Here is a 25,535-nt window from a genome sequence, read left to right on the forward strand (position 1 = left end):
CCAGATGAAGCTGCAGCGGGATAAGCAAACCTCGGCGCGGGCCGAGCGGGGTTTCACCATCATCGAAATCATGATCGCGCTGGCGATCGTGGCGGTCCTGGTGGGGGTGGCGGTGCCCACCTACCAGGACAGCGTGCGCAAGAGCCGGCGCGGCCAGGCCAAGGCCGACCTGGCCGAGGCCGCGCAGGCGATGGAGCGCTTCTACACCCTCAACAACTCGTATGTAGGCAGCGGCAAGACCACCGTGGCCGACTACGCCGGCTTCGGCCAGTCGCCGCAGAAGGGCACCAAGTTCTACGATCTGTCTTTCAGCGGCGCGGTCGCGGCGGGTACGTTCAAGATCGTGGCCAAGCCGGTCAGCGGCACCGGCCAGGAAAAGGACGTCTGCGGCAGCCTGTCGATCGACAACACCGGCAAGAAAGAGCCGACGACGCCAGAGAAGTGCTGGAACTAAGGCCGGCGCCCGCCGTCGGCCGCGCACGGCCCGCTCGCCGGTTCGGCGGGCGGGCCGTGCCGTTTGTGACTGCAGGGTTTCTGATCGCAGGGTTCTGACCGCAGGTACCTGACTGCAGGTTCCCGCGCCGCCCAGACCGTCTCACCCGCTGAGACGGCATTCGTTAAACTGCCCGATTCGCACAAGCGCGGGCCGCAGCAATGGACGACACCCCCCAGTCCTCCGAATTCCGCCTGGTAGCGCCGTATGAGCCGGCGGGCGACCAGCCGCAGGCGATCGAGCGGCTCAGCGCCGGTTTCGAGAACGGCCTGGCCCATCAGACCCTGCTCGGCGTCACCGGCTCGGGCAAGACCTACACCATCGCTAACGTGGTCCAGCGGGTGCAGAAGCCGACCCTGGTGATGGCGCCGAACAAGACCCTGGCGGCGCAGCTGTACGGCGAGTTCAAGGCGTTCTTCCCGCACAACGCGGTCGAGTACTTCGTCAGCTACTACGACTACTACCAGCCCGAAGCCTACGTTCCGTCCAGCGACACCTTCATCGAGAAGGACAGCTCGGTCAACGAGCACATCGAGCAGATGCGGCTGTCGGCGACCAAAGCCTTGCTCGAACGCCGCGACGCTCTGATCGTATGCACCGTCTCGGCGATCTACGGCCTGGGCGATCCGAACGAATACTTCCGCATGGTCCTGCACATGGTCCGCGGCGAGCGTATCGACCAGCGCGAGCTGATCCGCCGCCTGACCGAGATGCAGTACACCCGCAACGACACCGAGCTGCGCCGCGCCACCTACCGCGTGCGCGGCGAGGTCATCGACGTGCATCCGGCCGAAAGCGACGCCCAGGCGCTGCGGATCGAGCTGTTCGACGGCGAGATCGAGAACCTCTCGCTGTTCGATCCGCTGACCGGCGAGACGCTGGAAAAGGTCCCGCGCTACACCATCTACCCGGGCTCGCATTACGTCACCACGCGCCGCACCGTGCTCGACGCGATCGAGACGATCAAGGAAGAGCTGCGCGAGCGCCTGGAATACCTGTACGCCAACAACAAGCTGGTCGAGGCGCAGCGCCTGGCCCAGCGCACCCAGTTCGACCTGGAGATGCTGGCCGAGGTCGGCTACTGCAACGGCATCGAAAACTATTCGCGCCACTTGAGCGGGCACATGCCCGGCGAGCCGCCGCCGTGCCTGTTCGACTACCTGCCGCCGGACGCGCTGCTGGTGGTCGACGAATCGCACGTGACCATCCCGCAGATCGGCGCGATGTACAAAGGCGATCGTTCGCGCAAGGAGACCCTGGTCGAATTCGGTTTCCGCATGCCCTCGGCGCTGGACAACCGGCCGCTGCGTTTCGAGGAGTGGGAAGGCCGCTCGCCGCGCGCGATCTTCGTCTCGGCCACGCCCGGCCCGTACGAGCTGCGCAACTCCGAGGGCGAGATCACCGAGCTGGTGGTGCGCCCGACCGGCCTGGTCGATCCGCAGGTGGAGATCCGCCCGGTCGCGACCCAGGTCGACGACGTGCTCGGCGAGATCCGCGAGCGCGTGGCGATCGGCGACCGGGTGCTGATCACCACGCTGACCAAGCGCATGTCCGAGAACCTCACCGAGTACCTGAGCGAGCACGGGGTCAAGGTGCGCTATCTGCACTCGGACGTAGACACGGTCGAGCGCGTGGAAATCATCCGCGACCTGCGCCTGGGCAAGTTCGACGTGCTGGTCGGCATCAACCTGCTGCGCGAGGGCCTGGACATGCCCGAGGTGTCGCTGGTGGCGATCCTCGACGCCGACAAGGAAGGCTTCCTGCGTTCGACCGGCTCGCTGATCCAGACCATCGGCCGCGCCGCGCGCAACCTGCGCGGCAAGGCCATCCTCTACGCCGACCGCATCACCAACTCGATGCAACGGGCGATCGAGGAAACCGACCGGCGCCGGCAGCGCCAGGTCGAATACAACGAGCAGCACGGCATCGTGCCCAAGTCGGTGGCCAAGGCCGTGGTCGACATCATGGAAGGCGCGCGGGTCGATCCCGAGGCGCTCAAGGCGCGCGGCAGGGCGCGCCGGGCGGCCGAGGAGCAGGCCGAATACGCGGCGCTGTCGCCGTCCCAGTTCGCGGCCCGGATCAAGCAGCTGGAACAGCAGATGTACCAGCACGCGCGCGACCTGGAATTCGAGCAGGCCGCGGCGGTGCGCGACCAGTTGCGGCAGCTCAAGGACGCCGGTTTTGGCGCCTGAGACTTCCATGGCCGCGGGTTCGCCGCCGCTGCGGGCCCGCGCCGCGATGACGGCTGCGGCGGCGCAAAAAAACGCTTGTCCCGCGTCTTGCTCTGGGCTAGACTGCGCTCCCTTCGCCGGGGGAGCTTCACGAAAAATTCGGCGACGGGCGATTAGCTCAGCGGTAGAGCACTACCTTGACATGGTAGGGGTCACAGGTTCGAACCCTGTATCGCCCACCAATTTAAGCGATTGAACGGCGGGGCCTTTCGGGGCCCCGCCGTTTTCGTATGCGGGGCCTGCTGTCCTCGAGCTGGTATCGCGCCCGCCGTGGTCGTGGCCTCCGGCCGGGCGCAGCTCACGCCCCTTGAGCCAACTTCGGCAGCGAGGCTCGGGCAGTACCAAGGCGCAGCGGTGCGCCGGCCTGCGAGCCACGGGTTTTCCCATATCGGACAGGGTTTTCGCCCCGCTGCAGCGGCTTGCGCAGGCCCGCAACCGCCGTCACTTTTTCTTCACGCCATTCAAGCTCGGAAGTAGGCTGCTTTGCCGAATTTGGCGTGTCGACCGGTATCTTTTTCGGGCGCTAACTGCTTGCCGGAAGGCGCTTTTTTTCCGCTTCGGAGGCGGCACTGGAACAATTGACAGGGCCGCCCGTCTTGCCGCGTGCGAACCCGGCTTCCTATCTTCGGATCGCGGCGATCCGCCGCCTTGCTAACGGAGTAGTAGGTTATGAGCGAACAGACCCGCCTGATCGGCCGCATGGTCGCGATCGAAGCCGAAGCCACCGACGCCGCCGCCCAGGATGCCGCCTTCGTCACCGCCTCGACCCTGCGCCGCACCGGCCCGTTCGGTGAGATCGACTCCGCCGACAACGGCGACCATATTCCGTAATCCGGGATTCCCGGATCGCATATGGGGAAAACGACGGGCCGGGAGGCGACGCCTCCCGGCCCGTTCGCTTTTATCTGGTTCGTCTGTCCCGCTTGCGCTGCGCTCATTCGCGCATCTGGTACACCCGCGGCAGCGGCAGATGGCGCTGTTCGTCCGGCTCGGCCTCGCCGCGCTCGCCGCGCGATTCCCAATAGTCGCGATAGCGGTACGCCGGTTCGCGCCAGTCGTAGACGAAGGCCGGATCGCGGCTGCGGATGAAGTGGACGAAGCCGTCGAGCAACTGCAGGCCGGGATTGATCGCCTCCAGCCACAGGAACTGGCCCATCTCGTTGACTTCCAGGAACACGTAGCGGCCGTCGCGGGTGACCACGATGTCGATGCAGCCGAACACCAGCCCCAGCCGCGCCATCAGCTGCAGGCAGCGCGCTTGGACCGCTTCCGGCAGCGGGTAGCGCTCGCAGCCCATGGCCTCGTCGAAGTCGTTGGCGCGCCAGTCGGTGAGGTAGTGGCCTTCGCGCTGGGAGTGCAGGCGCGCCGGGATCACGGTGTGGCCCATGACCGTCACCCGCAACTCGTAGGCCTTGTCCAGCAGCGGCTGGTAGATGCCCGGCGCGTTCGACAACGAAGCGTCTTCGCGCAGCAGGTCTTCGCTCAGCGCGGTGGTATAGGTGGCCCAGGCCTTTTCTTCCGACACCCACGACGCCGCGGTGATCGGCTTGTAGATCGCCTGGCCGCCGTGTTCGTGGAAGAACGCGCGGATCGCGGCGGGGTCGTTGGAGATCAGCGTCGGCGGCGTGTCCAGGCCCACCGCGGCGGCGTGGTGCAACTGCACCGCCTTGCGGTCGGCGCGCGATTTGGCCCGCACCGGATTGATCCAGAAGCGCTCGCGCTGCTCGTCGAGCAGGTTGATGGTCGCGCGCACGAATTCGGTCGATTCGATCTGGGCGAAGCGGGTGTCGGCCGGATGCAGTTGCGACGAGGATTCGGGCTGATACCAGCGGCGCAGCCACACCGCGTCGATGTCGGCGGTGTCGAAATCGCGCTCGTGGCGCAGGCAGTGCAGCACGGTCGCGGCGGCGCCGCCGCCGGTGCGCAGACTGACGTGATGTTTCTGCGGATAGTCGTGCGTGTACCAGATATGCACCCGCTCGCCCTCGTTCTCCAGCGCCCAGGCCACCGAGCGGGCGTGGACGTCCCAGGGGTCGGAGACAATCAATGTCGTCATGCGCGTTTCCTTCAGTCGGTGAGGGCGGGAGCCGGAGGCGGAACGGATTCGGGCGCGGCGTCGGCGTCGGCGCGCACGGGCGAGGCGGGAGTGTCGGCGTTGCGCGCGGCCGCGGCGTCCGCGCGGCGCTGCTGCATCGCCCACAGCGCGGCGTAGCGGCCGCCGGCGGCGAGCAGTTCGGCGTGGCTGCCGCGCTCGGCGATGCGGCCGCCTTCCAGCACCACGATCTGGTCGGCGTCGACCACGGTCGACAGGCGATGGGCGATCACCAGCGCGGTGCGGCCGCGCGCGGCCTGGCCCAGTTCGCGCTGGATCTGGTCCTCGGTGTGCGCGTCCAGCGCCGAGGTCGCCTCATCGAAGATCAGGATAGCCGGGCGCTTGAGCAGGGTGCGGGCGATGGCGATGCGCTGCTTCTCGCCGCCGGAGAGCTTGAGCCCGCGCTCGCCCACACCGGTGTCGTAGCCCTGCGGCAGCGATTGGATGAAATCGTGGATGCGCGCGGCGCGCGCGGCCTCCAGCACTTCTTCGCGGCTGGCGTCGGGGCGGCCGTAGGCGATGTTGTAGTACAGCGATTCGTTGAACAGCACCGTGTCCTGCGGCACCACGCCGATGCGCCGGCGCAGCGAATCGGCGGTCACCTCGCGCAGGTCCTGGCCGTCGACCAGCACGCGCCCGCCGTCGGGGTCGTAATGGCGGTACAGCAGCCGCGCCAGGGTCGACTTGCCGGCGCCGGTGCTGCCCACCACCGCCACGGTGCGGCCGCTGGGGATGGTCAGGTCGATGCCGGACAGGATCTCGCGCTCGCCGTAGCGGAACGACACGTTCTCGAACCGCACCTCGCCGGCGCCGACCCGCAGCGCCGGCGCGCCGGGGCGGTCGCGCACCTCCACCGGCTCGTCGAGCAGGGCGAACATGCGCTCCAGGTTGGCCAGCATCTGCTTGCCTTCGCGATACACCACGCCCAGGTAGCTCAGCGGCGCGGCCATCTGCAGCAGGTAGGCGTTGACCAGGACCAGGTCGCCCAGGCTCATGCGCCCGGCGACCACGCCGTCGGTGGCCCGCCACAGCAGTGCGGTCAGGCCCGCGGCGATCAGCGCCGACTGGCCGATGCCCAGCAGCGAGGCCGCCTTCAGGCTGCGCACCGCGCTGTCTTCCAGGTTGCGCAGGCGGCGGTCGAAGCGCTCGGTCTCGAAGGCTTCGTTGTTGAAGTACTTGACCGTCTCGTAGTTGAGCAGCGAATCCACCGAGCCGGCGCTGGCCTCGGTGTTGGCCTCGTTCATTTCCCGGTACCAGCGCAGCCGCCACTCGGTCATGCGGTAGGTGAAGGCCATGTACAGCGCCAAGGTGACCAGGGTGATCGCGGCGAACGAGAGGTCGTAGCCGGCGACCAGGATCGCGACGATCAGCGCCAGCTCGACCAGGGTCGGCACCACCATGTACAGCACGGTGTCGAGCAGCTCGGAGATCGAGCCCATGCCGCGCTCCAGGTCGCGGCCGACCGCGCCGGTGCGGCGGTCCAGGTGGAAGCGCAGGCTCAGCGCATGCAGGTGCTCGAACACCCGCAGCGCGACTTCGCGCGAGCTGCGCGCCATCACCCGCGCGAACACGACGTTGCGCAACTCCTGCAACACCGAGGAGGCCAGCCGCAGCGCGCCATAAGTCATCAGCAGCGCGACCGGTACGGTCAGCGGGGTCGGCTTGAGATCGAGCGCGTCGATCAGTTCCTTGAGCACCAGCGGCAGCCCGACCAGGGCCAGCTTGGTGCCCACCACCAGAGCCAGGCCCAGCAGAACCCGGCCGCGGTAATGCCAGACCGTCGGCAGCAGGCGCCGCAGCACGGTCAGGGCGGAGCCGCTGGCGGTCGCCGCGGCGGGAGCAGGGGATTCGTCGTTCATCGGCCGCCGCGGCGTGGACGCAAGAGCGCAGGCGCGCGACCTGCGGCGAGGAAGGCGCGGGAATTGCCGAGGCGTCGCGAGACGAGGGCAGGGCGATAGTGGGCGACCGCGTCGGCGGGCCGGGGCGCCGCTCGGCGCCGGCATCTAGCTGCGCGGCCTTGGAAAATCCTTGTCGACGACGGCGTCCCGCAGCCGCAAGCGAGGCGGCCGGCTTCCCTGATTCCCATCACGTCCCCACGCAGATGGCGTCCTTGAAGCCTCCACAGTAACGCAGCGCGGCGCGCTTTCCGTGTGCGTCGCGTCGCGGTACGTCCGTGTCGGCGTCAGCGTTGGGGGCGGTGGCGGTCGGGGGCGTCGCGGCCGGGGCCGGCGCTTGCGCGCATCGCGCGGTAGCGGTCCGCGCGCGTCGGCGAGCCGGGGTTGCATGGAAGCAGGTGGCGCCGCGCATGCCCGCAATGGGCCGCGGCGCCGTTCGTCACTGCCTTTGCGCGTCCGCCGGTCGCAGCACCGACGATGCCGCCGGGCGCCTTACAGCGTGGTCAGCCGATCCAGCCGCATCGCAGGCGCTGCGCCTGCGATGCGGGTTCGCAACGCGCGCCGTGGCGCCGGCGCGTTGGGTTGCGCTCAGCGCTGCAAGGTCCAGCCGGCCGGATAGCCCGGCATCGGCTTGTCGGCGAACCCTTGGCCCTGCGCGGCCTGCATCCGCATGCCGGTGCCGTCGGTCCAGACCAGGTCGGCACGGCCGTCGCCGGTGTAGTCGGCGACGTCGAGCACCCGCCAGGCCGCATCCTGGCGATAGCCGATGCCGGTGGTGCGGCGGCTGCCGTCCATGAACCAGCGCGCGAGGTGTTCGCTGCCCGGCAGGCGCCAGAACACTTCGGCGCGGCCGTCGCCGTTGGCGTCGCCGGTGCCGGCCAGGACCCAGCCGCTGGGGTAGGCGCCGATCGCCGCGTCGGCGAAGCCGCCGACGGCGCGGCCGGACCACAGGCGCAGCGTGGCCTGGTTTTCGATCAGCAGGTCGGTGCGGCCGTCGCCGTTGAGGTCGCCGCTGCCGGCGATGCGTCCGCCGGGCGCCAGCGCGGTGGCATGGCCGCGCAGCGTGCGCGCGCCGTCCATGTACCACAGCGACACTTGGGTGTCGGCCGCGTCGCGCCAGGCCAGGTCGGCCTTGCCGTCGCCGTCGAAGTCGCCGTGGGCGACGACCCGGTAGCCGCGCGGATAGGCCTGCATCTCCGCGCCCAGATAGCCGCCGGCGCCGTCGCTGCGCCACATCTGCATCGCATTGCCGTCGCTCCACACCAGCTCGGCGCGGCCGTCGCCGTCGAAATCGTCGATGGCCAGCACGCGCCAGCCGGCGCCGACGGTGAACGAGCGTCCAGCCAGGCGTTGGCCGTCGTGCAGGGTCCAGGTCGCCAGATAGCCCAGTTCGTGCAGCCAGGCCATGTCGCTGCCGCCGTCGCCGTCGAGATCGCGCGGCGGCACCGACAGGCGCCGCGGCGTGCAGTTCTGGCCGTAGTTGACGACGGTGCCGTTGCTGCTGGCATACGCCACGTCGGTGCAGCCGTCGCCGTTGAGATCGCCGGCGGCCACGCCGTGCGGGATCGAGATCTCATCGCTGCTGCCGACCGCGCGCGAGAACAGCCGCGGCGGCAGGAAGCCGTGGTCGCCCTGCAGGAACACGCCGATGCCGCCGAACGTCTCCGGGCCGCCGCCCGGGCCGTATTCGAGGCCGACCAGGTCGGTCTTGCCGTCGCGGTCCAGGTCGGCGGCGAGCAGCATTTCCATCATCCGGGTGTTGCGCCAGGCCAGCGCCGCGGGCGGGTCGAACCGGCCTTCGCCGTTCTGGCGGTAGATCGCCAGCGTGCCGACCTTGGCGTCGTATTCCAGCGTGCCGGCGAAGGCGACGTCGTTGCGGCCGTCCTGGTCGAAATCGCCGACCGCCAGGCCGAACGCGCGCTTGCCGTTGTCGGGCGCGGCGTACGCGCGCAGCGGCGCCAGCCCGCCGCCCGGCAGTTGCGCCTGGACCAGCAGGGTGGCGTTGTAGTCGGTCGCGTAGACCAGGTCGGGCAGGCCGTCGCCGGTGACATCGGCCACGCTGGGAATGCAGTCGCCGATGATCGTCCCGGCCAGGCTCGGCGGCGCGACGGGCAGGAAGCCGCCGTTGCCGTCGCCGAGAAAGGCCCTGACGCTGCCGCCGAAGCCTACAGCCAGTATGTCCAGGCGGCCGTCCTGGTTGTAGTCGAGCACCGCGATCGAACCCTCTGCGGTGGTGCTGTCCATCAGGAACGCGGGCGAGGGCGGGCGGAATCCACCGGCGCCGTCGTTGAGGAAGATCGCCGCACCGGCAGGGAAGACGATGGCGATGTCGAGCACGCCGTCGCCGTTCATGTCGGCCAGCTGCAGGCCGCGGGCGGCGCCGCCGGGGCCGTTCGGCGGCCGGTAGTCCAGCAGGATCGGCGCGGCGGGCAGCGTGCCGTCGGCGCGCTGCACGTACACCATGACCTTGTCGACGTTGGGTTGCAGGTACTCCGGCTCGTTGCGCGCCGACTTGCTGGTCACCACCAAGTCGTCGCGACCGTCGCCGGTGACATCGCCGACGGCGACCGCGAGCGGGTACATGCGGTCGTCGGGGCGGGCGCTGGCGATCGGGTACAGCGCCGGTGGCAGGAACGAAAATTCCGCAGCGGCGGCCGCGGCCGACGCCTTCGGCGCGGCGGCCGGAGCGGCGCGGAAGCCAGCCGTCGCGGCCTGGGCGGCGCCGACCGCGGTGCCGTCAGCGCCCGCCGGCGCGGGCTCGGCCTGCCAATACATGTATGTAGCCGACGCGGCCAGTGCGCAGCCCAGGGCCGCAGCCCCGATCCAGATTCTGTTCATGCATCCTCCTTGATTTGTGACGCCATCCTAATATCGGCGCGCAGCGCGGCCCAGAGCCGCGCATCGCCGCGCCAGCGGTCGCGCCCGCCGCGGCGCGCCGAGCGTACCGGGCCCGGCAGTTGACTTGCGCCCGCCGCGTCCCCAACTATTAGGGGCTGCGATGCGGCATCCGGCCGCGTCTTACCGAGATTCCAGGTGGCCCGCGCCAACGCGCCGGCCGAGCGTGCGACATGGACACTACCCGCGCCCACCGCTGACCTCCGCACCGGCCCCGCTCACGCAGGCGCCCACGCGGCGCTTTTTTCTTGTCCGAACGTTTGCCGCGGACTTTCCACTCCCTCTCTAGGAGCGGCGTCCCGAAGGGATTTCCTTCGGTCACCCGCCGCGACCCCGCCGCCGCCCGCCGCGCCGCAACCCGGCCGCCCGTAGCCGCACCGACCTCACGCTCTGCGAACCAAGAAGCCATGATCGCCATTACCCTTCCCGACGGCAGCCGCCGCGAATTCGACCACCCTGTCTCCGTCATGGACGTCGCCGCCTCGATCGGCGCCGGCCTGGCCAAGGCCACCGTCGCCGGCGAAGTCGACGGCAAGCTGGTCGACGCCAGCGACCGCATCGACCACGACGCGCGCCTGCGCATCATCACGCCCAAGGATCCCGAAGGCGTCGAAATCATCCGCCACTCCTGCGCCCACCTGGTCGGCCACGCGGTCAAGCAGCTGTACCCGACCGCCAAGATGGTGATCGGCCCGGTCATCGAGGAAGGCTTCTACTACGACATCTGGTACGAGCGCCCGTTCACCCCGGACGACATGGCCGCGATCGAAGCGCGCATGATCGAGCTGATCGACAAAGACTACGACGTGGTCAAGAAGGTCACCCCGCGCGATGAAGTGATCGCGGTGTTCGCCTCGCGCGGCGAGGACTACAAGCTGCGCCTGGTCGAGGACATGCCCGACGAGAAGGCGATGGGCCTGTACTACCACGAGGAATACGTGGACATGTGCCGCGGCCCGCACGTGCCCAACACGCGCTTCCTCAAGGCGTTCAAGCTGACCCGCATCTCCGGCGCGTACTGGCGCGGCGATTCCAAGAACGAACAGCTGCAGCGCATCTACGGCACCGCCTGGGCCGACAAGAAGCAGCTCGCCGCCTACATCCAGCGCATGGAAGAGGCCGAGAAGCGCGACCACCGCAAGATCGGCAAGCAGCAGGACTTGTTCCACCTGCAGGAAGAAGCGCCGGGCCTGGTGTTCTGGCATCCGAAGGGCTGGTCGATCTGGCAGGTGGTCGAGCAATACATGCGCCGCGTGTATCGCGACAGCGGCTACGGCGAAGTGCGTTGCCCGCAGATCCTCGACGTGTCGCTGTGGCAGAAGTCCGGCCACTGGGACAACTACAAGGAGAACATGTTCTTCACCGAGTCGGAGAAGCGCACCTACGCGGTCAAGCCGATGAACTGCCCGGGCCACGTGCAGGTGTTCAACCAGGGCCTGCACAGCTACCGCGACCTGCCGATCCGCTACGGCGAGTTCGGCTCCTGCCATCGCAACGAGCCCTCCGGCGCGCTGCACGGCATCTTGCGCGTGCGCGGCTTCACCCAGGACGACGGCCACATCTTCTGCCTGGAAGACCAGATCGAAGCCGAAGTGACCGCGTTCCATCAGCAAGCGCTGGCGGTGTACGGCGATTTCGGTTTCGACGACATCCAGATCAAGATCGCGCTGCGCCCCGAATCGCGTCTGGGCGACGATGCCACCTGGGACAAGGCCGAAGCCGCGCTGCGCAGCGCGCTGTCGGCGTGCAACGTGGAGTGGCAGGAGTTGCCGGGCGAAGGCGCGTTCTACGGCCCGAAGATCGAATATCACTTGAAGGACGCGATCGGCCGCACCTGGCAGCTCGGCACGATGCAGGTCGACTTCATGATGCCGGGCCGTCTGGGCGCGGAGTACGTCGACGAAAACAGCCAGCGCCGCACGCCGGTGATGCTGCATCGCGCGATCGTCGGTTCGATGGAGCGTTTCATCGGCATCCTGATCGAACACCACGCCGGTCAATTCCCGGCTTGGCTGGCGCCGGTCCAGGCGGCGGTGCTCAACATCACCGACGCCCAGGGCGATTATGTGGAAGAGGTCAGGAAACTCCTTGCAAATCAAGGGTTCCGGGTCGAGGCGGATTTGCGAAACGAAAAAATCGGCCGTAAGATTCGCGAGCACACGCTGCAGCGCGTGCCGTACCTGCTCGTCGCCGGCGACCGCGAGAAGGAAACCGGCACGATCGCGGTGCGCACGCGGGGTGGGGAGGACCTGGGGACGATGACCGTCGCCGAGTTCGCTTCGCGTCTTACCAGCGAGCGGGCCTGACCCGGCCGGCCGCCACCCGCGCGCAGCGCCACAACCTCCGTCCCGGCTAGGCCGGGACGGCCCTAGACGCGTAAGTTCGCGTTTTCATTGGAGATTGCAACAATCAGTACCCCTGAGAAGCCGAATCGAAAGAACCAGGAAATCCGCGTCCCGCGCGTGCGCGTGATCGGCAGCGACGGCGAGATGATCGGCGTGCTCACGCGCGACGAAGCCCTGCGCATGGCCGAAGAGGAAGCCCTGGATCTGGTCGAAATCCAGCCCAACGCCGATCCGCCGGTCTGCAAGATCATGGATTTCGGCAAGTTCCGCTTCGAGCAGCAGAAGAAGGCCAACGAGGCCAAGAAGAAGCAGAAGCAGGTCGAGATCAAGGAACTCAAGTTCCGTCCGGTCACCGACGAGGGCGACTACCAGATCAAGCTGCGCAACATGCGCCGTTTCCTGGAAGAGGGCGACAAGGTCAAGGTCAACATCCGCTTCCGCGGCCGCGAAATGAGCCATCAGGAGCTCGGTCGCGAAATGGCGGCGCGGATCGAGGCCGACCTGGGCGAGGACATCGTGGTCGAGTCGCGTCCGCGCCTGGAAGGGCGGCAGATGGTCATGATGATCGCGCCCAAGAAGAAGACCTGAGCCGGGTCCTTCCCCGCCCGCGGGGAGGCCCCAGGCGCGGTCGGGGCAGGGAGCTTGGCTCCCAATCCCCTGATTTGCCTGAAGATATTTGCAAGCCCGGCGCCGAGCCCGCATACTATGCGGCCCGGTTCGCCGGGTTTGTTGTATGCAGATGCACGGACCTGTCGTAGATTCTTTAGTTATCAACGACTTACAAGCCGGCAAGGGCAGGACGGAAAGAGTGGCCGCACGCATGCCGTGCCCAGCCACCGCCCAGGCCAGTGACATAAAACCATCCGAAAGGACATCGCAATGCCCAAGATCAAGACCAATCGGGCGGCGGCCAAGCGCTTCCGGAAGACCGCTTCCGGCAAGTACAAGTGCGGCCACGCCAACAAGAGCCACATCCTCACCAAGAAGGCGACCAAGCGGAAGCGCAACCTGCGGCAGACGAACCATGTTCGTGCCGAGGACGCGGGCCGTCTGGACCGCATGCTTCCGTATTTGTGAGGAGACTGAAAAATGGCACGAGTTAAGCGTGGTGTTACGGCGCGTCGCCGTCACAAGAAAATCCTGAAGCAGGCCAAGGGCTACTACAACGCCCGCCGCAAGGTCTTCCGCGTCGCCAAGCAGGCGGTGACGAAGGCTCTGCAGTACGCCTACATCGGTCGCAAGCAGAAGAAGCGCAATTTCCGTTCGCTGTGGATCACCCGCATCAATGCGGCGGCCCGCATCAACGGCATGAGCTACAGCCGATTTATCAACGGCCTGCTGAAGGCCGGCATCACCCTCGACCGTAAGGTGCTGGCGGACATCGCCGTGCACGACGCGAAGGGTTTTGCGGCTCTGGCGGAAAAGGCGAAGAGCGCGCTCGCGGCTTGATGCGGGTCCCTCCGCAAGAGCCCGCACATCCATGTGCGGACTTTTGAAAGAGGACCACAACGGCATGGGGAAGGGCGCGAGTCCTTCCCCATTGTCGTTTCTGGGCCCGCAGAAGCGGGCCGTCGAACCCCGTGAGGAGGATGCGATGAAGGGAATCTCCAGGTTCGGCCGCAGCGCGTGGTGCGCGCTGGCGTTGCTGGCAGGCATGGCGGGAACGGCGGCGCAGGCTTCGCAGGCGCGCGAGCAAAGCGACGCCGACGCGCTCAAGCGTTTCGGCGAGGTGATGCTGGCCAAGGGCCGCAACGAGCAGTGCAAGGTGCTGGACGAATCGCGCACGAAGCAGTTCGACGACGACGTCGCGGCGATCCTCAAGAAGCTGGAGAAGCGCGTTCCGGCCCAGCAACTGCTCGGCGTGGCGCTCAATGCGGCGGTCGCGACCGGCGCGCCGGAATCGGCGGCGAACTGCGACGAGGCGACCCGGCAAGCGGTCGAAGCGGGCAGCGAACAGGCGCGGGGCTGGGCGGAGGAACTCCGCGGCCGGCGATCGCGAGGCAATTCAACGCAAGGCAAGTGAGAGGACACCCGAGCACATGGCGCAGATCGAGCAACTGATCCAGCAGGCGCTGGCCGAGATCGCGGCGGCGGATTCCCCCGACGCCATCGAAGCGCTGCGCGTATCGCTGCTCGGCAAGTCCGGCAGCGTCACCGCCCAGCTCAAGCAGCTCGGCGCGTTGCCGCCGGACGAGCGCAAGGCCGCGGGCGAAGCGATCAACCTGGCGCGCGACCGCCTGACCATCGCCCTGGCCGGGCGCAAGAACGTGCTCGACGCCGCCGCGCTCGACGCGCGCCTGGCCGCCGAGACCATCGATGTGACCCTGCCCGGCATCGACGCCGCGCGCGGCGGCCTGCATCCGGTCAGCCGGACCATGGAGCGCATGGCCGACATCTTCGGCCGGCTCGGCTTCGAACTGGCCGACGGCCCGGAAATCGAAGACGACTGGCACAACTTCGAAGCGCTCAACTTCCCGCCGCACCATCCGGCGCGGGCGATGCACGACACCTTCTATTTCCCCCACGACAGCGCCGGCGTCGCGCGTCTGCTGCGCACCCACACTTCGGGGATGCAGGTGCGCTACATGCTGCAGGCCGTTGCCGATAAGAGCGGGCCGCCGCTGCGCATGATCGCACTGGGCAAGGTCTACCGCAGCGACAGCGACCAGACCCACACGCCGATGTTCCACCAGTGCGAAGGCCTGCTGATCGACGAGCATTCCAGCTTCGCCGACCTCAAGGGCACCCTGGCCGAATTCGTGCGCGCGTTCTTCGAGCGCGATTTCGAAATGCGCTTCCGCCCGAGCTATTTCCCCTTCACCGAGCCCTCGGCCGAAGTCGACATCGCCTGGCAGCAGGCCGACGGCAGCACCCGCTGGCTGGAAGTGCTGGGCTGCGGCATGGTCCACCCGAACGTGCTGCGCAACGTCGGCATCGACCCGGAGCGCTACACCGGCTACGCCTTCGGCATGGGCGTGGAGCGGCTGACCATGCTGCGCTACGGCGTCGACGATCTGCGCAGCTTCTTCGAGAACGACGTGCGCTTCCTGCGGCAGTTCGCCTGAGGCGGGAGCGAGCGGCGGCGAATCGCAAGTGCCGTTCCAGCGCCTCCGCCCGATCCTGCATCGCGTGTTCCGATTCTCGCTTCCCCCTTTCCGATTCCCGGCCCCATCCCCATGAAATTCAGCGAAAACTGGCTCCGCCAGCACGTCCCGACCGCCGCCTCGCGCGATGAGCTCGCCGCGACCCTGACCGCGATCGGGCTGGAAGTGGAAGAGGTGACCGCGCTGGGCGCCGCGCTCGACGGCGTCGTCGTCGCCCGCATCGTCAGCGCCGAAAAGCATCCCGAGGCCGACCGCCTGCAGGTGTGCTCGGTCGATACCGGCAGCGGCACCGTGCAGATCGTGTGCGGCGCGCCGAACGCGCGCGCGGGCCTGCTCGCGCCGCTGGCCACGGTCGGCGCGACCCTGCCCGGCGGCCTGTCGATCAAGGCCGCCAAGCTGCGCGGCGTGGAATCGTTCGGCATGCTGTGCTCGGCCAAGGAACTGGGCATCGACGCCGACGCCTCCGGCCTGCTGGAACTGCCGGCCGACGCGCCGGTCGGCCAGCCGCTGGCGCAGTACCTGGGCCTGCCCGACGCCAGCATCGAAATCAAACTGACCCCGAACCGCGCCGACTGCTTCAGCGTGCGCGGCATCGCCTACGACGTCGCCGCCGCCACCGGCAGCGCGGTCGCGCCGCTGGCGATCGAACCAGTGCCGGCCGCGATCGACGCAGCGTTGACGGTCGAGCTCGACGCCGGCGCCGACGTGCCGCGTTACTGCGGCCGGGTCGTCGAAGGCGTCGACGCGACCGCGCCGACGCCGGTGTGGATGGCCGAGCGCCTGCGCCGCAGTGGCGTGCGCCCGGTGTCGTTCCTGGTCGACGTGACCCAGTACGTGATGCTGGAAATCGGCCAGCCGATGCACGCCTTCGACCGCGACACCCTGGTCGGCCCGGTCGGCGCGCGGCGCGCGCGCCAGGGCGAGGCGACGCAACTGCTCAACGCGCAGGAAGTGACGCTCGACGAGCAGTTCATCGTCATCACCGACGGCGCCGGCGCAGCCCAGCGCATCGTCGCGCTCGGCGGGGTGATGGGCGGCTACGACAGCCGCGTCACCGACGCCACCCGCAACGTGTTCCTGGAGGCCGCGCACTTCGCTCCGGCCGCGATCATCGGCCGCGGCCGCAAGCTCGGCCTGCATACCGACGCCGGCCACCGCTTCGAACGCGGCGTCGATCCGGAACTGCCGCGCACCGCGATCGAATACGCGACCCGGCTGATCCTCGACATCGCCGGCGGCGCGCCCGGCCCGCTCACCGAATCGGCGTTGCCCGAACACCTGCCGCAGCCGCGGCCGGTGACGCTGCGGCGCGCGCGGCTGGCGCGGGTGCTCGGCCTGAGCGTGGCCGACGCCGAGGTCGAACGCATCCTGCAGGCCCTGGGCCTGGCGGTGGAGCGCGGCGACGACGGCTGGCGGGTGACCCCGCCGAGCCGCCGCTTCGACCTCGCCATCGAAGAAGACCTGATCGAAGAGATCGCGCGCATCCACGGCTACGACCGCATCCCGACCACGCTGCCCGGCGGCGCCGCGCGCCTGATCGCGCCGACCGAGACCCGCGTCGATGCGCTGACCGTGCGCCGGCAGATGGCCGCGCGCGACTACCTGGAAGCGGTCAACTACGCCTTCGTCGACGCCGCCTGGCTGGAGCTGTGGCAGGCGGGCGAGGGCGCGGTGGCGCTGGCCAACCCGCTCAGCGCCGAGCTCGGGGTGATGCGCACGATGCTGCTGCCGGGGCTGGTCGCCGCGCTGGCGCGCAACGCCGCGCGCCAGCAGGAGCGGGTGCGCCTGTTCGAACTCGGCAACGTGTTCCATGCCGTGCCCGCCGAGGCGCCGCGCGAGACCCAGCGCATCGCCGCCGCGGTCTGCGGCAGCGCCGGCGCCGAGCAGTGGGGGCGGGCGGCGCAGCCGGTCGGCTTCCACGACCTGCGCGGCGACCTCGACAGCCTCGCCGCTGCGGCCGGCGCGCGCCTGGAGTACCGCCCGAGCGCGCCGTCGTGGGCGCATCCGGGCCGCAGCGCCGATGTCTGGCGCGTGGACGGCGGGCGCGCGCTGCGCCTGGGCTGGATCGGCCAGTTGCATCCGCGCCTGCTGCGCGCGCTCGACCTCGATAACGACGTCATCGCCTTCGAACTGGATCTGGTCGCGCTGACCGAGCGCGCCATCGCCAAGGCCGGGGCACAGTCCAAGTACCCGTCGGTGCGCCGGGATCGCGCGTTCATCGTCGCCGATACGGTGCCGTGGGCGGCCATTCAGGCCACCGTTCAGGCCGCCGCCGGCCCGAGCCTGCGCGAGTTGGTGCTGTTCGACCGCTACCAGGGCAAGGGCGTGGAAACCGGATTCAAGAGTCTCGCTATGGGCTTGATTCTGCAGGATGAATCGCGCACCCTGACCGACCGGGACGTGGATGCCGTGGTGGCCGAAGTGACCGCCGCGGTGGAACGCGAACACGGCGCCAGGCTGCGTAGCTGACGCCTCGCGCCGCCGTCACGGTCCGGACGTTATTCAGAGGTCACCATGGCACTTACCAAAGCGGAAATGGCGGAGCGGCTGTTCGACGAAGTCGGGTTGAACAAGCGCGAGGCCAAGGAATTCGTCGACGCGTTCTTCGATGCGTTGCGCGAAGCGTTGGAGCAGGGGCGCCAGGTCAAGCTGTCGGGTTTCGGCAACTTCGATCTGCGTCGCAAGAACCAGCGCCCCGGCCGCAACCCGAAGACCGGCGAGGAGATTCCGATTTCCGCGCGCACGGTGGTGACCTTCCGCCCGGGCCAGAAGCTCAAGGAGCGGGTCGAGGCGTACAGCGGAGGCGAACATGCTGGATCCGGGCAGTAACCGCGAACTTCCGCCGATTCCGGCCAAGCGCTACTTCACCATCGGTGAGGTCAGCGAGCTGTGCGAGGTCAAGCCGCACGTGCTGCGGTATTGGGAGACCGAGTTTCCCACCCTCAACCCGGTCAAGCGCCGCGGCAACCGCCGCTACTACCAGCGCCACGAAGTGCTGATGGTGCGGCAGATCCGCGGCCTGCTGTACGAACAGGGCTACACCATCGGCGGCGCGCGCCTGCGGTTGGAGGGCGAGGCGGCCAAGGACGAATCGGCGCTGTCCTCGCAGATCGTCAAGCAGGTGCGGATGGAGTTGGAGGAAGTGCTGCAGTTGTTGCGGCGCTGAACCCGGCGGCGGCCGATCCGCGCTCGTTCGCGATCGCGGCGGTGCGCAGTTCCCCGATCCCTATTCCCCATTCCCTGCTTCTAGCGGCTATACTTGCCGCCCGCTCCTTGCGAGCGGACATCGCAATACACGTCGGGGCGTAGCGCAGCCTGGTAGCGCATCTGCCTGGGGGGCAGAGGGTCGTCGGTTCAAATCCGGCCGTCCCGACCAATTCTGATTGCGATTCAGCGGGTTAGGTGGTGAGGAAAATCTCACCACCCTATGTACACCCAACCACCACCCTATCGCGACAGCACGAGGCCGACATCGACCTCGGTCCACGGCTGCTCGTGGTCTTCCAGATAGACCCGCGTCATGTCCACATCCGAGTGGGCAAGCAGCGCCTGCACCTGCTCCTCGGTCCATCCGCGTTGCACGCGCAACAGCGCGGCGCCGAGGCTGCGGATCTCGTGGAAGCTCGGCGGGTTGTCGCCGCCGACTTCGGCCAGGTCGCGGTACTCAGCAAAGGCGCGCGTCAGGTAGTCGGCCATCACCTGGGTGTGGTGTTCGCGATCCTTCGCGCGCTGGTGCTGCGGCTTCACCCGCTCCGGCAGCATGTGGACGATGAAGGGCGACAGCACGTCGTCGCGCGCCCGCGCGATCAGCGCGTCGCCGGACTCGCCCATGCGAATTTTGAGCCGCACCCCCGTGGTGCCCTCGGTCTTGCCCGGCACGACCCAGAGATAGCCCTCGCGCCAGTCGGCGAACTTGGCGGTGACCACGTCCTCGCGCCGCAGCAGCGTGAGCAGCGACAAGTCCATCGCGACGCGAAGCCAATGCGGCGCCTTCGCCCATATCCGGTTGTAGTCGTCGATGGTCAGGCGCTCGCGCTTGCGCCGGTGGTCATGCCGGCGGGTGACCAGCGCCGGGTTGTTTTCGAGCCACCCCTCCTCGACTCCGCAGGTCAGCACCCAGCCGAGCACCAGGCGGAACTGCTGGCGCGAGCGCGGCGACTCGGTCACGTCGCGGATGAAGCTGGCGCAGTCCTGGACCGACAGGGTCGCGAGGTCGCGATCGCCGAAGCCCTTCGCGATGCGGTTCAGCACGCTGCCGTAGTTCTCGGCCGTCTTGGGCGCCCAGTTCCGGCCCGGCATGTCGTCTTTCTTGAACACGTCGATCGCGTCGGCCACCGTCTTGCCGGGGTCGAGCACGCGCGCGACGAGGTCGTTCGACGGCGTCAGCAGGGCGTTGAGCTTGCGCGCGGCCGCGAAGGCCTTCGCCTTGTCCTTGCCCATCCACGCCTCTTTGCCGCTCACCGGGTGTCGGTACTTGAACCCGTCCCGGTTCGGGTAGAGGTTGTCCGGCCAGCCGGCCCGGGCCTTGGATCGCTTGCGGCTCATCATGTCAGCCTACCCCCATCGACAGCAGCGCATGCTCGACCAGCGGGTCGCCGCCGGCCTGCCATGCGTGTTCATCCACGTACCAGGAGCCGCCGACCTTGCGGCCGACGACCTGCCCGCTGCTCAGCCAGCGCCGCACCGTCGCCTCGGACGGACGACTGCCCTCCGCGAAATACTTCTCCGCCCACGCCGCGGGCGTCATGAGCTGCATGTCTCTGCCTCCTGGACGGGACCGAGCGCCGGCAGCACCCCGAGGTGCCGCAGGTCCAGGTCGTCCACGTAGTCGCGCAGGCCGTTGCGGGCTTCGCGCAGCAGCACCGCAATCTGCGCCCGGGTCAGATGGTGGCCGGCACTGACCTGGGTTCCGTGCAGGCGCCGGGTCTCGCTGCGGCGGAACAGGTGCCAGGTCGTGAAGCGCTCGAACTCGCCGTCGCCGGCGGCGGGGATGCGGCCCCAAGCGAACCGCCTGCCCTTTGCCGGCTCGCGGCGCTCGGTCAGGTGGCGGGCGCTCATGGGCTTGCCTTGACGGATAGAGCGTGCGCGACGTGGCGCGCATAGGTGGCCACGGCGCGCCAGTAGGCCGCCATCGGGCCTTTGCGCTTTTTCCATGCCTTTTCGGCCTCTTGATTCGCCTGGTCGCGAAGCTCGCGCATAACCGCCTCGATCCGCGCGCGATCTTCTGCAGGCAGCGACAGAAGCGCTTGCGCTGCTGGTAGGGACAGCAGGGGGTTGATGTATCCCATCACCCACCCCCACCCGCGCCCCGAGCAGCGTCGATTGCGGCGTCGAAGCTATCGCCGCTGAGCCACAGAATTTCGTCGTCTACTGACGGGTCGAACTCGTCCCGCAGCCACCGATACCTCTCCGCATCCTCGCGGTCCCGCGCCGTGTCCTGGGGCGCAAGATGGAGACGGTCTCCGACTTTCGGCTCGTAACCGCCGTACAACTGGATTTCGGCTGCAGCGAAGTGCGGCAGGTTCCGGTTAGTGACGAGACACACCGACGCCATCGGCTGCGCGCCCGCCGGCGCTGAGGCGTCGATCTCGCGCAGCAACGCGGTTCGGTACTGGCCGAGCGACTGGAACGTCGCAGCATGAGAGTCGTTCGCGACAAGTGCCCTCAGGTCACGCATAGCTCAGGTCCTCGATCACCGCGTCGTGCGGATGCGTTTCCGAGTCGTAGTAGTCGGTCCAAGCCTCGCCGCCGCTGGCTACCCAAGCTTTGCGCAGGTCCAATCGGCCGTAGTAGTTGTAGCGGATGAGGTAGCGGACCAGTCGGGCGCGCCACCAGAAGTGATGCAACTTAGAGCGGTCGTTCATGACGGTTCTCCTTCTCCACGTGGCGCAAGATGATTGCCCTGCCGCGGAGCGATGCAGCGATTTGGTTTGAGTGCAGGCCAGGATCTCGCTGCACCAGCTCAGCAGCGATCCGGTCGAGAAATTCGGGCGTGCCTTCCTGCACAGTTGCGCGATCCGAGGGGCGCTCAGTCATGGCTAGATATCCTTTCCGAGTACATAGGGCTTGGGAACGACTCCTTCGTCTTGAAACGGCTTGAGCGCGTCGCGCAGCACCGCTGCGCGCTGTGGGCCGAACGAAAGCCCAGGCGTCACGGCGTAGTCGCCGGTCGCTTCCGCGCCGGCGGCTGCCGCATCGGCCAGCTTCTCGACCCGCAGCCGTGCGACGTGCAGGCGATCTGCGAGGTTGCGATGGCCGAGGCACAGCAGCATCGAGATGGCTCGCTGCATCGCGTCCAGCGGGTGATCGTTGTCGTAGAGGTCAGCCATTCCCGCCGCCCTCCCGGCCCAGGGCTGCGGTGAGGGCTGCGCGCATCATTGCCTCAGCATCGTCCGAGTAGACTGGCTGAAACGTGGTGAATGCATGCAGCGCCTTCTGAACCATCTCTTCAGTGACAAACACGCTCGTTCTCCTCGGTCTCGGGCGGCCTCGCTGGGTCGATGGCCTTGACGATGTCCGCCAAGTCGATCACCAGCAGCGCCATTCGGTTCTTCTCGTCTTCGTCGCCACGCACTGCCGCAGCCATCAGGTAGGACTCCAGACGGTCGAACATCTGCTTGACTGCTTCAGTCGGCGACATGCTTCGTTTCTCGATAGGGTGGCGGCCGGCGCCAAGGCGGGGGAGGGGGTTCCTCGGCGCCGCCGCCGTGCCTGTGGTTACGCCGCTTGCGCGGCGCCGTCCTCGATGTGGGCCTGGTGCGGCGCTGCTGCGGGCGGGACGAGCGTCAGTAGCACGTTCTGCCGGCTGAAGAAGTGCAGCGCACCGGAGTCCTCGGGCGACAGGTCGACGATGCGCGCGTGGAACGTCAGCTCGACGGATCCACCGTCCAGCGGTTTGAACACGAAGCCCGACAACGTGACGTCGCTGAACTCCAGCGGGTCGCACAGCTCCAACTCCGCGGCCATGCCGAGGCGGTAGCCGGTGTACTTCTCGCGCAGCTTCAGCGGTTCGAGCAGCGGATGCGCGAGCGCGGTCAGGCCGTCTTCCGGCGCGGCCGGCATGAGCTCGGTTTGCTCCGGTTCGTCGCGATCGCGCTTCACGGGCTTCGCGTTCGCCTTGCTGTAGAGGAACGCGCGGTAGTCGGGGCCGAACTCGTCGAGCACGGTATTCGAAACCACCATCTTCAGCTTGACGTCGCCGGCCGGAACGAAATCGTCCTTGCCGCGTTTCTCGGCGGTGGCGTTGTAGTGCGCGCAGGTAGCGGGTTGCTTGTCGGTCTGGAACATGGGGACGGATCCTCGGTGGGTACTGCGGAAGGTTCGGCACCTGTTGTCGGATGCAGGCAGATTTGTGGCTAGTCGCGCGTGTCCGTGGTTTCCACGACTCCGTGCGCGAGGTACAGATCGAGGTCACTCCGTCGATAGAAGATTCGGCCGCCGATCTTGAGATAGCGTGGGCCGCGTCCCTCATGTCGCATTTTGTTGAGGGACGAGACAGACAGGCCGATGTAAGCCGACGCGGCGTGTACCTTCATTCGATCCGCTATGAAAGTAGTTTTCGTATCGGCTGATGCTCGATCCGGCGCGATCACGGCTGTCGTTTTGAAACTAGCCTGCAGTCGCCAGATGAGTTCTGCATTCATGGATCTGCCACTAGCAGTTGCGGCCAATCGGAGGCGGTCATGCAGATTCGACGGCACGCGAGTGGTGAGATTTACGCCTCGCTCAGCTTCTGTTTTCTTGGGTCGTCCAGTACCCCTCCTTTGTCCATCATCTTTCGGGCTCACAATTCACCTCCACGTAGTTGCGATTCGGCCGACTCTGTTCTGACGAACAGTTCGACTATGTGAACTATCTGAGCGCTCATTGATCGGTTGTCGCGAGCGGCCATCTCCGCAATCACGGCGTGCAACTCTTTTGAGAGTCGCAGTTTGAAATGCACTAGGTCGTCCGCTTCCGCCATACTCGATTGCTCCATCCCGAGAGATTCGATGAGTCGCTGAATTACCTCAGCGCTGAATGATCGGCGGTTCTTCTCGGCTTCGATCATCAATCGATTGCGAACCTCCTCCGGAAGACGCAGGTTCGTCTGTACGCCATTGCGGCCGACACGCGCATGACTGATGTCCGTTTTTGCTCTCATGACGACAACTCAGCGCGCCGGTCTTCGTAGGCCTGGACGAGCGCCGGGTGCTCGTGGTCCGGCAGCTCGCGGACGAGGTCGAAGGCGTCGTCCAGCGCATCCAGGGTTTCGGCCGCCGCGATCTGATTGCGCACCGACGTGGCGGTGATAGGCGGATCGTTGGCGAGCGCGTCGCCTTCGTCGCCTGCGCGCTCGCCGTTGGTCGCGGTCTTGGCGTCGGCGTCGGTGGCGATCTTCTTCAGTTCGTCGGGGCAGCCCTTCGAACCGCCAATAGACCGCTGGTGATCCTTCGGGATCGCCGACCAGGCGGCGCGAAGATTGCTCATGCCGCCGCGCGCCGCCGCTTCGAGTCGCGCCCGGGAACCGCTGATCGTGTCGGCCTCGTCCAGCTTCCTGATGCGCGTCTGCTCCTTGCGTCCGCGCGTCGACGTCAGCGAGATCACGATGTCGGACTTGATGTGCGACAGATGGCTGATGCGGATCCCGCCCACTTCCTCGCCGCCGAACTTGACGTCCGGACGATTGAAAATCGTCATGCTGCGGCCGGTCCATTCCCGGCCATCGGGTCCCCACGCGAAGACGAGCACCTTGCGCATCGACTTGCACGGCTTGAACGGCCGGCCGCCTTCGCCTTCGTAGTGGATGACGAGCGGCTGATCTTCGCCGCCACCGCGCCGCACGTCGGTCACGGTGATCGTGATCGGCCCGCCGAGCAGCTGCTCGGAATTCAGCTGATCGGACTTCGGGACGATGGTGTCCCGCAGGTCGGAAACGTTACTCGACATAGCTGATCTCCATTGCGTCGCCGTACGCCCATGCCGGCAGCGTCAGTTCCTGAGTTTCCGGCCCGTAACCGGGCCATTCGTCTGCGGACAGGCACGCGGCCATCGTCTGCATCGCTTCCTGCCGCAGCTCAAAGCCGCGCGATTCGCTGGCCGCGTCGAGCGCGTACACCGCGGCCAAGTACGGCGCGGCTTTCTCCTGCGCGACGATCAGGTAACGGCGGAACGCCTCGTCGATCGCGGCAGCGCCAGCGCAGTAGTGCGCCTGCTGGATGTGGTAGCCGTACTTGGCCACGGCCTTCGCGAACCCCAAGGGGCTCGCGTCGTCGGTGGACTTCAGGTCGATGCCGATGCGGGCCGTGCGCTTCCAGCGATCGACCCGCGCCTTGCAGGCGACGCCGGTGTCCGGGTCGATCCAGCGCAGCGAGACCTCGTTCGCGCCGTCCTCATCGAACAGCAGCTCCCGTACGACGGGGTTCGCCATCAGGGCCGCATGCATCGCCTCGATGCGGTCCGCGTCGAATCGCGAAAGCACCGTCTTGCCGGCGTTCTCGGCGTCCCAGCGGTCCCAGAACGCCACGCGCGCGACGCTGGATTCGCTGGGATTCTGCGCGTTGCGCATCGCGTCGGTCGGCCGCGCTGGCGCTCCCTCCGGCTCCACGGCGAACTCCAACGCGTAGCGCTCCGGCTCGAACACGCGGCAGTGGTAGGCCCTGCCGAACAGCAGCGCGGGCGTTTCGTTGTCGTGCGCCGAATCGACCCACAGGCGATAGTGCGCGGGCGTCTTCTCGTGCAGCAGCTTGAGCACCGTCGACGAGGCGACGCCGAGTTCTCGCTGGTGGTACTCATCTGCCGGCAAATCCAGCAGGATCTGGCCGCGCTCGGTCACAGGTGCGCTCCCGGCCCGCGAATCTTGCTCAGGACGAACGCGACGAGCAGCACCAGCGATCCGAACAGGACCAGGCCGAAGACCACGTACGGATGCGGCAAGAACAGCGCCAGCGCGCAGCCCGCCATCAGCAGCCAGGAACAGGCGTAAGCGACGTAGTCGCGCCACGTCATCGGCATCGACAACTCGCGGCCCGCGCGCGGGTTCGGTTCGATTTGGGCGGTCATGGCCGTCAGACCCCGACCTGATCCAGCGCGGCGAACAGAGCATCGCGCTCGGCGATCCACGCCGCCGACCGCGCCGCCGACCGCGCCGCCGACCACGCCGCCGACGCCGCCGACCACGCCGCCGACTCCGCCGACCACGCCGCCGACTCCGCCGACCACGCCGCCGACCGCGCCGCCGACCGCGCCGCCGACCACGCCGCCGACGCCGCCGACTCCGCCGACTCCGCCGACTCCGCCGACCACGCCGCCGACTCCGCCGACCACGCCGCCGACCGCGCCGCCGACTCCGCCGCCGACCGCGCCGACCACAGGTCGCAGGATTGACCGCCCGCAGCGGCCTCGTGTGCGCGTCGGCCGACCTCCAGAGCGGCGATGGTCTGTTCGACGGCCTCATGCACGCCGTGCGGATGTTTGGCCTCCAGGGCGACGCGCTGGGTTG

At 67.9% G+C, this 25,535-nt stretch carries 31 protein-coding genes and 2 tRNA genes; 14 read left to right on the forward strand and 19 right to left on the reverse strand.

Annotated elements, in window-relative coordinates; translation table 11 throughout:
- Nucleotides 1-4 precede the first annotated feature (4 nt).
- The 4 genes from BLU84_RS22590 to BLU84_RS27350 all read left to right on the forward strand — a co-directional run bounded on the left by BLU84_RS22590 (nt 5) and on the right by BLU84_RS27350 (nt 3,555).
- Nucleotides 5-454 carry a type IV pilin protein gene (locus BLU84_RS22590; protein ID WP_074872422.1) on the forward strand — a complete coding sequence of 150 codons (450 nt, stop codon included), beginning with the start codon at nt 5-7 and terminating at the stop codon, nt 452-454.
- A gap of 200 nt (nt 455-654) precedes the next feature.
- On the forward strand, nt 655-2,685 hold the full coding sequence (gene uvrB, locus BLU84_RS22595) for an excinuclease ABC subunit UvrB (RefSeq protein WP_074872424.1): 2,031 nt from the start codon (nt 655-657) through the stop codon (nt 2,683-2,685).
- A 146-nt stretch (nt 2,686-2,831) separates the two neighbouring features.
- Nucleotides 2,832-2,906 (forward strand) — tRNA-Val (locus BLU84_RS22600).
- 487 nt (nt 2,907-3,393) lie between these two features.
- The gene (locus tag BLU84_RS27350) at nt 3,394-3,555 is read left to right on the forward strand and encodes a hypothetical protein (RefSeq protein WP_170849228.1); all 162 of its coding nucleotides are present in this window, start codon (nt 3,394-3,396) and stop codon (nt 3,553-3,555) included.
- Nucleotides 3,556-3,658: 103 nt separating this feature from the next.
- Here BLU84_RS27350 and BLU84_RS22605 read toward each other — a convergent pair whose 3' ends face one another.
- From BLU84_RS22605 to BLU84_RS22615, 3 genes are all read right to left on the reverse strand, one after another.
- Nucleotides 3,659-4,780 carry an MvdC/MvdD family ATP grasp protein gene (locus BLU84_RS22605; RefSeq protein ID WP_139175200.1) on the reverse strand — a complete coding sequence of 374 codons (1,122 nt, stop codon included), beginning with the start codon at nt 4,778-4,780 and terminating at the stop codon, nt 3,659-3,661.
- A gap of 11 nt (nt 4,781-4,791) precedes the next feature.
- On the reverse strand, nt 4,792-6,675 hold the full coding sequence (locus tag BLU84_RS22610) for an ABCB family ABC transporter ATP-binding protein/permease (RefSeq protein WP_074872430.1): 1,884 nt from the start codon (nt 6,673-6,675) through the stop codon (nt 4,792-4,794).
- A 624-nt stretch (nt 6,676-7,299) separates the two neighbouring features.
- Nucleotides 7,300-9,549 carry an FG-GAP repeat domain-containing protein gene (locus tag BLU84_RS22615; protein ID WP_139175202.1) on the reverse strand — a complete coding sequence of 750 codons (2,250 nt, stop codon included), beginning with the start codon at nt 9,547-9,549 and terminating at the stop codon, nt 7,300-7,302.
- Nucleotides 9,550-10,013: 464 nt separating this feature from the next.
- Here BLU84_RS22615 and thrS point away from each other — a divergent pair, with 464 nt between their 5' ends.
- From thrS to BLU84_RS22665, 10 genes are all read left to right on the forward strand, one after another.
- Entirely contained in the window at nt 10,014-11,912 is a 1,899-nt protein-coding gene (thrS, locus tag BLU84_RS22620; RefSeq protein ID WP_074872435.1) for a threonine--tRNA ligase, read from the forward strand.
- Nucleotides 11,913-12,005: 93 nt separating this feature from the next.
- A complete protein-coding gene (gene infC / locus BLU84_RS22625) occupies nt 12,006-12,539 on the forward strand; it encodes a translation initiation factor IF-3 (protein WP_394541351.1) in 534 nt (177 codons plus the stop codon).
- Between the two features lie 291 nt (nt 12,540-12,830).
- Nucleotides 12,831-13,028, forward strand: a complete 198-nt coding sequence (rpmI, locus tag BLU84_RS22630; protein WP_027083463.1) for a 50S ribosomal protein L35 — start codon at nt 12,831-12,833, stop codon at nt 13,026-13,028.
- A gap of 12 nt (nt 13,029-13,040) precedes the next feature.
- Entirely contained in the window at nt 13,041-13,400 is a 360-nt protein-coding gene (gene rplT / locus BLU84_RS22635; protein WP_057948387.1) for a 50S ribosomal protein L20, read from the forward strand.
- A gap of 31 nt (nt 13,401-13,431) precedes the next feature.
- A complete protein-coding gene (locus tag BLU84_RS22640) occupies nt 13,432-13,974 on the forward strand; it encodes a hypothetical protein (protein ID WP_139175203.1) in 543 nt (180 codons plus the stop codon).
- A gap of 16 nt (nt 13,975-13,990) precedes the next feature.
- Nucleotides 13,991-15,016 carry a phenylalanine--tRNA ligase subunit alpha gene (pheS, locus tag BLU84_RS22645; RefSeq protein ID WP_074872440.1) on the forward strand — a complete coding sequence of 342 codons (1,026 nt, stop codon included), beginning with the start codon at nt 13,991-13,993 and terminating at the stop codon, nt 15,014-15,016.
- Between the two features lie 111 nt (nt 15,017-15,127).
- Entirely contained in the window at nt 15,128-17,524 is a 2,397-nt protein-coding gene (gene pheT, locus BLU84_RS22650; protein ID WP_074872443.1) for a phenylalanine--tRNA ligase subunit beta, read from the forward strand.
- Between the two features lie 45 nt (nt 17,525-17,569).
- Entirely contained in the window at nt 17,570-17,884 is a 315-nt protein-coding gene (locus BLU84_RS22655; protein ID WP_036101930.1) for an integration host factor subunit alpha, read from the forward strand.
- On the forward strand, nt 17,865-18,221 hold the full coding sequence (locus tag BLU84_RS22660) for a MerR family transcriptional regulator (protein ID WP_074872445.1): 357 nt from the start codon (nt 17,865-17,867) through the stop codon (nt 18,219-18,221). Before BLU84_RS22655 ends, BLU84_RS22660 begins: the two co-directional genes overlap by 20 nt.
- A gap of 133 nt (nt 18,222-18,354) precedes the next feature.
- Nucleotides 18,355-18,431: transfer RNA gene (locus BLU84_RS22665), tRNA-Pro, on the forward strand.
- A 71-nt stretch (nt 18,432-18,502) separates the two neighbouring features.
- On the opposite strand, the gene BLU84_RS22670 is transcribed toward BLU84_RS22665, so the two are convergent.
- The 16 genes from BLU84_RS22670 to BLU84_RS27360 all read right to left on the reverse strand — a co-directional run.
- On the reverse strand, nt 18,503-19,600 hold the full coding sequence (locus tag BLU84_RS22670; protein WP_233431205.1) for a tyrosine-type recombinase/integrase: 1,098 nt from the start codon (nt 19,598-19,600) through the stop codon (nt 18,503-18,505).
- Nucleotides 19,601-19,604: 4 nt separating this feature from the next.
- Nucleotides 19,605-19,811, reverse strand: coding sequence for a hypothetical protein (locus BLU84_RS22675; RefSeq protein WP_074872449.1), 207 nt, complete (start codon nt 19,809-19,811; stop codon nt 19,605-19,607).
- A complete protein-coding gene (locus BLU84_RS22680; protein ID WP_074872450.1) occupies nt 19,799-20,113 on the reverse strand; it encodes a hypothetical protein in 315 nt (104 codons plus the stop codon). Before BLU84_RS22680 ends, BLU84_RS22675 begins: the two co-directional genes overlap by 13 nt.
- A complete protein-coding gene (locus BLU84_RS22685; protein ID WP_074872452.1) occupies nt 20,110-20,343 on the reverse strand; it encodes a hypothetical protein in 234 nt (77 codons plus the stop codon). Before BLU84_RS22685 ends, BLU84_RS22680 begins: the two co-directional genes overlap by 4 nt.
- Nucleotides 20,343-20,732 carry a hypothetical protein gene (locus tag BLU84_RS22690; RefSeq protein WP_074872454.1) on the reverse strand — a complete coding sequence of 130 codons (390 nt, stop codon included), beginning with the start codon at nt 20,730-20,732 and terminating at the stop codon, nt 20,343-20,345. Before BLU84_RS22690 ends, BLU84_RS22685 begins: the two co-directional genes overlap by 1 nt.
- Entirely contained in the window at nt 20,725-20,919 is a 195-nt protein-coding gene (locus tag BLU84_RS22695; protein ID WP_074865453.1) for a hypothetical protein, read from the reverse strand. The genes BLU84_RS22690 and BLU84_RS22695 overlap by 8 nt, the downstream gene beginning before the upstream one ends.
- Nucleotides 20,903-21,091, reverse strand: a complete 189-nt coding sequence (locus tag BLU84_RS26815; protein ID WP_139174844.1) for a hypothetical protein — start codon at nt 21,089-21,091, stop codon at nt 20,903-20,905. The genes BLU84_RS22695 and BLU84_RS26815 overlap by 17 nt, the downstream gene beginning before the upstream one ends.
- 2 nt (nt 21,092-21,093) lie before the next feature.
- Nucleotides 21,094-21,384, reverse strand: coding sequence for a hypothetical protein (locus tag BLU84_RS22700; RefSeq protein ID WP_074865456.1), 291 nt, complete (start codon nt 21,382-21,384; stop codon nt 21,094-21,096).
- A 119-nt stretch (nt 21,385-21,503) separates the two neighbouring features.
- Complete coding sequence (locus BLU84_RS22705) at nt 21,504-21,695, reverse strand: hypothetical protein (protein WP_074865459.1); 192 nt, start codon at nt 21,693-21,695, stop codon at nt 21,504-21,506.
- A gap of 77 nt (nt 21,696-21,772) precedes the next feature.
- Nucleotides 21,773-22,342 (reverse strand): hypothetical protein, encoded by a 570-nt coding sequence (locus tag BLU84_RS22710; protein WP_074872456.1) that lies wholly within the window; start codon nt 22,340-22,342, stop codon nt 21,773-21,775.
- 68 nt (nt 22,343-22,410) lie between these two features.
- Entirely contained in the window at nt 22,411-22,842 is a 432-nt protein-coding gene (locus BLU84_RS28915; RefSeq protein ID WP_083383028.1) for an Arc family DNA-binding protein, read from the reverse strand.
- Complete coding sequence (locus tag BLU84_RS22725) at nt 22,839-23,198, reverse strand: Arc family DNA-binding protein (protein WP_074872458.1); 360 nt, start codon at nt 23,196-23,198, stop codon at nt 22,839-22,841. The genes BLU84_RS28915 and BLU84_RS22725 overlap by 4 nt, the downstream gene beginning before the upstream one ends.
- A complete protein-coding gene (locus BLU84_RS22730) occupies nt 23,195-23,983 on the reverse strand; it encodes a hypothetical protein (RefSeq protein ID WP_074872459.1) in 789 nt (262 codons plus the stop codon). Before BLU84_RS22730 ends, BLU84_RS22725 begins: the two co-directional genes overlap by 4 nt.
- Complete coding sequence (locus tag BLU84_RS22735) at nt 23,973-24,869, reverse strand: PD-(D/E)XK nuclease-like domain-containing protein (RefSeq protein WP_074872462.1); 897 nt, start codon at nt 24,867-24,869, stop codon at nt 23,973-23,975. The genes BLU84_RS22730 and BLU84_RS22735 overlap by 11 nt, the downstream gene beginning before the upstream one ends.
- Nucleotides 24,866-25,096: a hypothetical protein gene (locus tag BLU84_RS27355; protein WP_170849229.1), complete on the reverse strand. Its 231-nt coding sequence runs from the start codon at nt 25,094-25,096 to the stop codon at nt 24,866-24,868. The genes BLU84_RS22735 and BLU84_RS27355 overlap by 4 nt, the downstream gene beginning before the upstream one ends.
- 5 nt (nt 25,097-25,101) lie before the next feature.
- On the reverse strand, nt 25,102-25,535 hold a 434-nt coding region (locus tag BLU84_RS27360; RefSeq protein WP_211664594.1), incomplete at its 5' end, for a hypothetical protein.

Origin of the sequence: Lysobacter enzymogenes, from assembly GCF_900106525.1 — a bacterium.
Taxonomy (GTDB): domain Bacteria; phylum Pseudomonadota; class Gammaproteobacteria; order Xanthomonadales; family Xanthomonadaceae; genus Lysobacter; species Lysobacter enzymogenes.

What these genes read in the sequence shown, in the direction of transcription:
- BLU84_RS22590 (WP_074872422.1), top strand. Translation starts at nt 5, where the DNA reads ATGAAGCTGCAGCGGGATAAGCAAACCTCGGCGCGGGCCGAGCGGGGT.
- uvrB (WP_074872424.1), top strand. Translation starts at nt 655, where the DNA reads ATGGACGACACCCCCCAGTCCTCCGAATTCCGCCTGGTAGCGCCGTAT.
- BLU84_RS27350 (WP_170849228.1), top strand. Translation starts at nt 3,394, where the DNA reads ATGAGCGAACAGACCCGCCTGATCGGCCGCATGGTCGCGATCGAAGCC.
- BLU84_RS22605 (WP_139175200.1), bottom strand. Translation starts at nt 4,780, where the DNA reads ATGACGACATTGATTGTCTCCGACCCCTGGGACGTCCACGCCCGCTCG.
- BLU84_RS22610 (WP_074872430.1), bottom strand. Translation starts at nt 6,675, where the DNA reads ATGAACGACGAATCCCCTGCTCCCGCCGCGGCGACCGCCAGCGGCTCC.
- BLU84_RS22615 (WP_139175202.1), bottom strand. Translation starts at nt 9,549, where the DNA reads ATGAACAGAATCTGGATCGGGGCTGCGGCCCTGGGCTGCGCACTGGCC.
- thrS (WP_074872435.1), top strand. Translation starts at nt 10,014, where the DNA reads ATGATCGCCATTACCCTTCCCGACGGCAGCCGCCGCGAATTCGACCAC.
- rpmI (WP_027083463.1), top strand. Translation starts at nt 12,831, where the DNA reads ATGCCCAAGATCAAGACCAATCGGGCGGCGGCCAAGCGCTTCCGGAAG.
- rplT (WP_057948387.1), top strand. Translation starts at nt 13,041, where the DNA reads ATGGCACGAGTTAAGCGTGGTGTTACGGCGCGTCGCCGTCACAAGAAA.
- BLU84_RS22640 (WP_139175203.1), top strand. Translation starts at nt 13,432, where the DNA reads ATGTGCGGACTTTTGAAAGAGGACCACAACGGCATGGGGAAGGGCGCG.
- pheS (WP_074872440.1), top strand. Translation starts at nt 13,991, where the DNA reads ATGGCGCAGATCGAGCAACTGATCCAGCAGGCGCTGGCCGAGATCGCG.
- pheT (WP_074872443.1), top strand. Translation starts at nt 15,128, where the DNA reads ATGAAATTCAGCGAAAACTGGCTCCGCCAGCACGTCCCGACCGCCGCC.
- BLU84_RS22655 (WP_036101930.1), top strand. Translation starts at nt 17,570, where the DNA reads ATGGCACTTACCAAAGCGGAAATGGCGGAGCGGCTGTTCGACGAAGTC.
- BLU84_RS22660 (WP_074872445.1), top strand. Translation starts at nt 17,865, where the DNA reads ATGCTGGATCCGGGCAGTAACCGCGAACTTCCGCCGATTCCGGCCAAG.
- BLU84_RS22670 (WP_233431205.1), bottom strand. Translation starts at nt 19,600, where the DNA reads ATGAGCCGCAAGCGATCCAAGGCCCGGGCCGGCTGGCCGGACAACCTC.
- BLU84_RS22675 (WP_074872449.1), bottom strand. Translation starts at nt 19,811, where the DNA reads ATGCAGCTCATGACGCCCGCGGCGTGGGCGGAGAAGTATTTCGCGGAG.
- BLU84_RS22680 (WP_074872450.1), bottom strand. Translation starts at nt 20,113, where the DNA reads ATGAGCGCCCGCCACCTGACCGAGCGCCGCGAGCCGGCAAAGGGCAGG.
- BLU84_RS22685 (WP_074872452.1), bottom strand. Translation starts at nt 20,343, where the DNA reads ATGGGATACATCAACCCCCTGCTGTCCCTACCAGCAGCGCAAGCGCTT.
- BLU84_RS22690 (WP_074872454.1), bottom strand. Translation starts at nt 20,732, where the DNA reads ATGCGTGACCTGAGGGCACTTGTCGCGAACGACTCTCATGCTGCGACG.
- BLU84_RS22695 (WP_074865453.1), bottom strand. Translation starts at nt 20,919, where the DNA reads ATGAACGACCGCTCTAAGTTGCATCACTTCTGGTGGCGCGCCCGACTG.
- BLU84_RS26815 (WP_139174844.1), bottom strand. Translation starts at nt 21,091, where the DNA reads ATGACTGAGCGCCCCTCGGATCGCGCAACTGTGCAGGAAGGCACGCCC.
- BLU84_RS22700 (WP_074865456.1), bottom strand. Translation starts at nt 21,384, where the DNA reads ATGGCTGACCTCTACGACAACGATCACCCGCTGGACGCGATGCAGCGA.
- BLU84_RS22705 (WP_074865459.1), bottom strand. Translation starts at nt 21,695, where the DNA reads ATGTCGCCGACTGAAGCAGTCAAGCAGATGTTCGACCGTCTGGAGTCC.
- BLU84_RS22710 (WP_074872456.1), bottom strand. Translation starts at nt 22,342, where the DNA reads ATGTTCCAGACCGACAAGCAACCCGCTACCTGCGCGCACTACAACGCC.
- BLU84_RS22725 (WP_074872458.1), bottom strand. Translation starts at nt 23,198, where the DNA reads ATGAGAGCAAAAACGGACATCAGTCATGCGCGTGTCGGCCGCAATGGC.
- BLU84_RS22730 (WP_074872459.1), bottom strand. Translation starts at nt 23,983, where the DNA reads ATGTCGAGTAACGTTTCCGACCTGCGGGACACCATCGTCCCGAAGTCC.
- BLU84_RS27355 (WP_170849229.1), bottom strand. Translation starts at nt 25,096, where the DNA reads ATGACCGCCCAAATCGAACCGAACCCGCGCGCGGGCCGCGAGTTGTCG.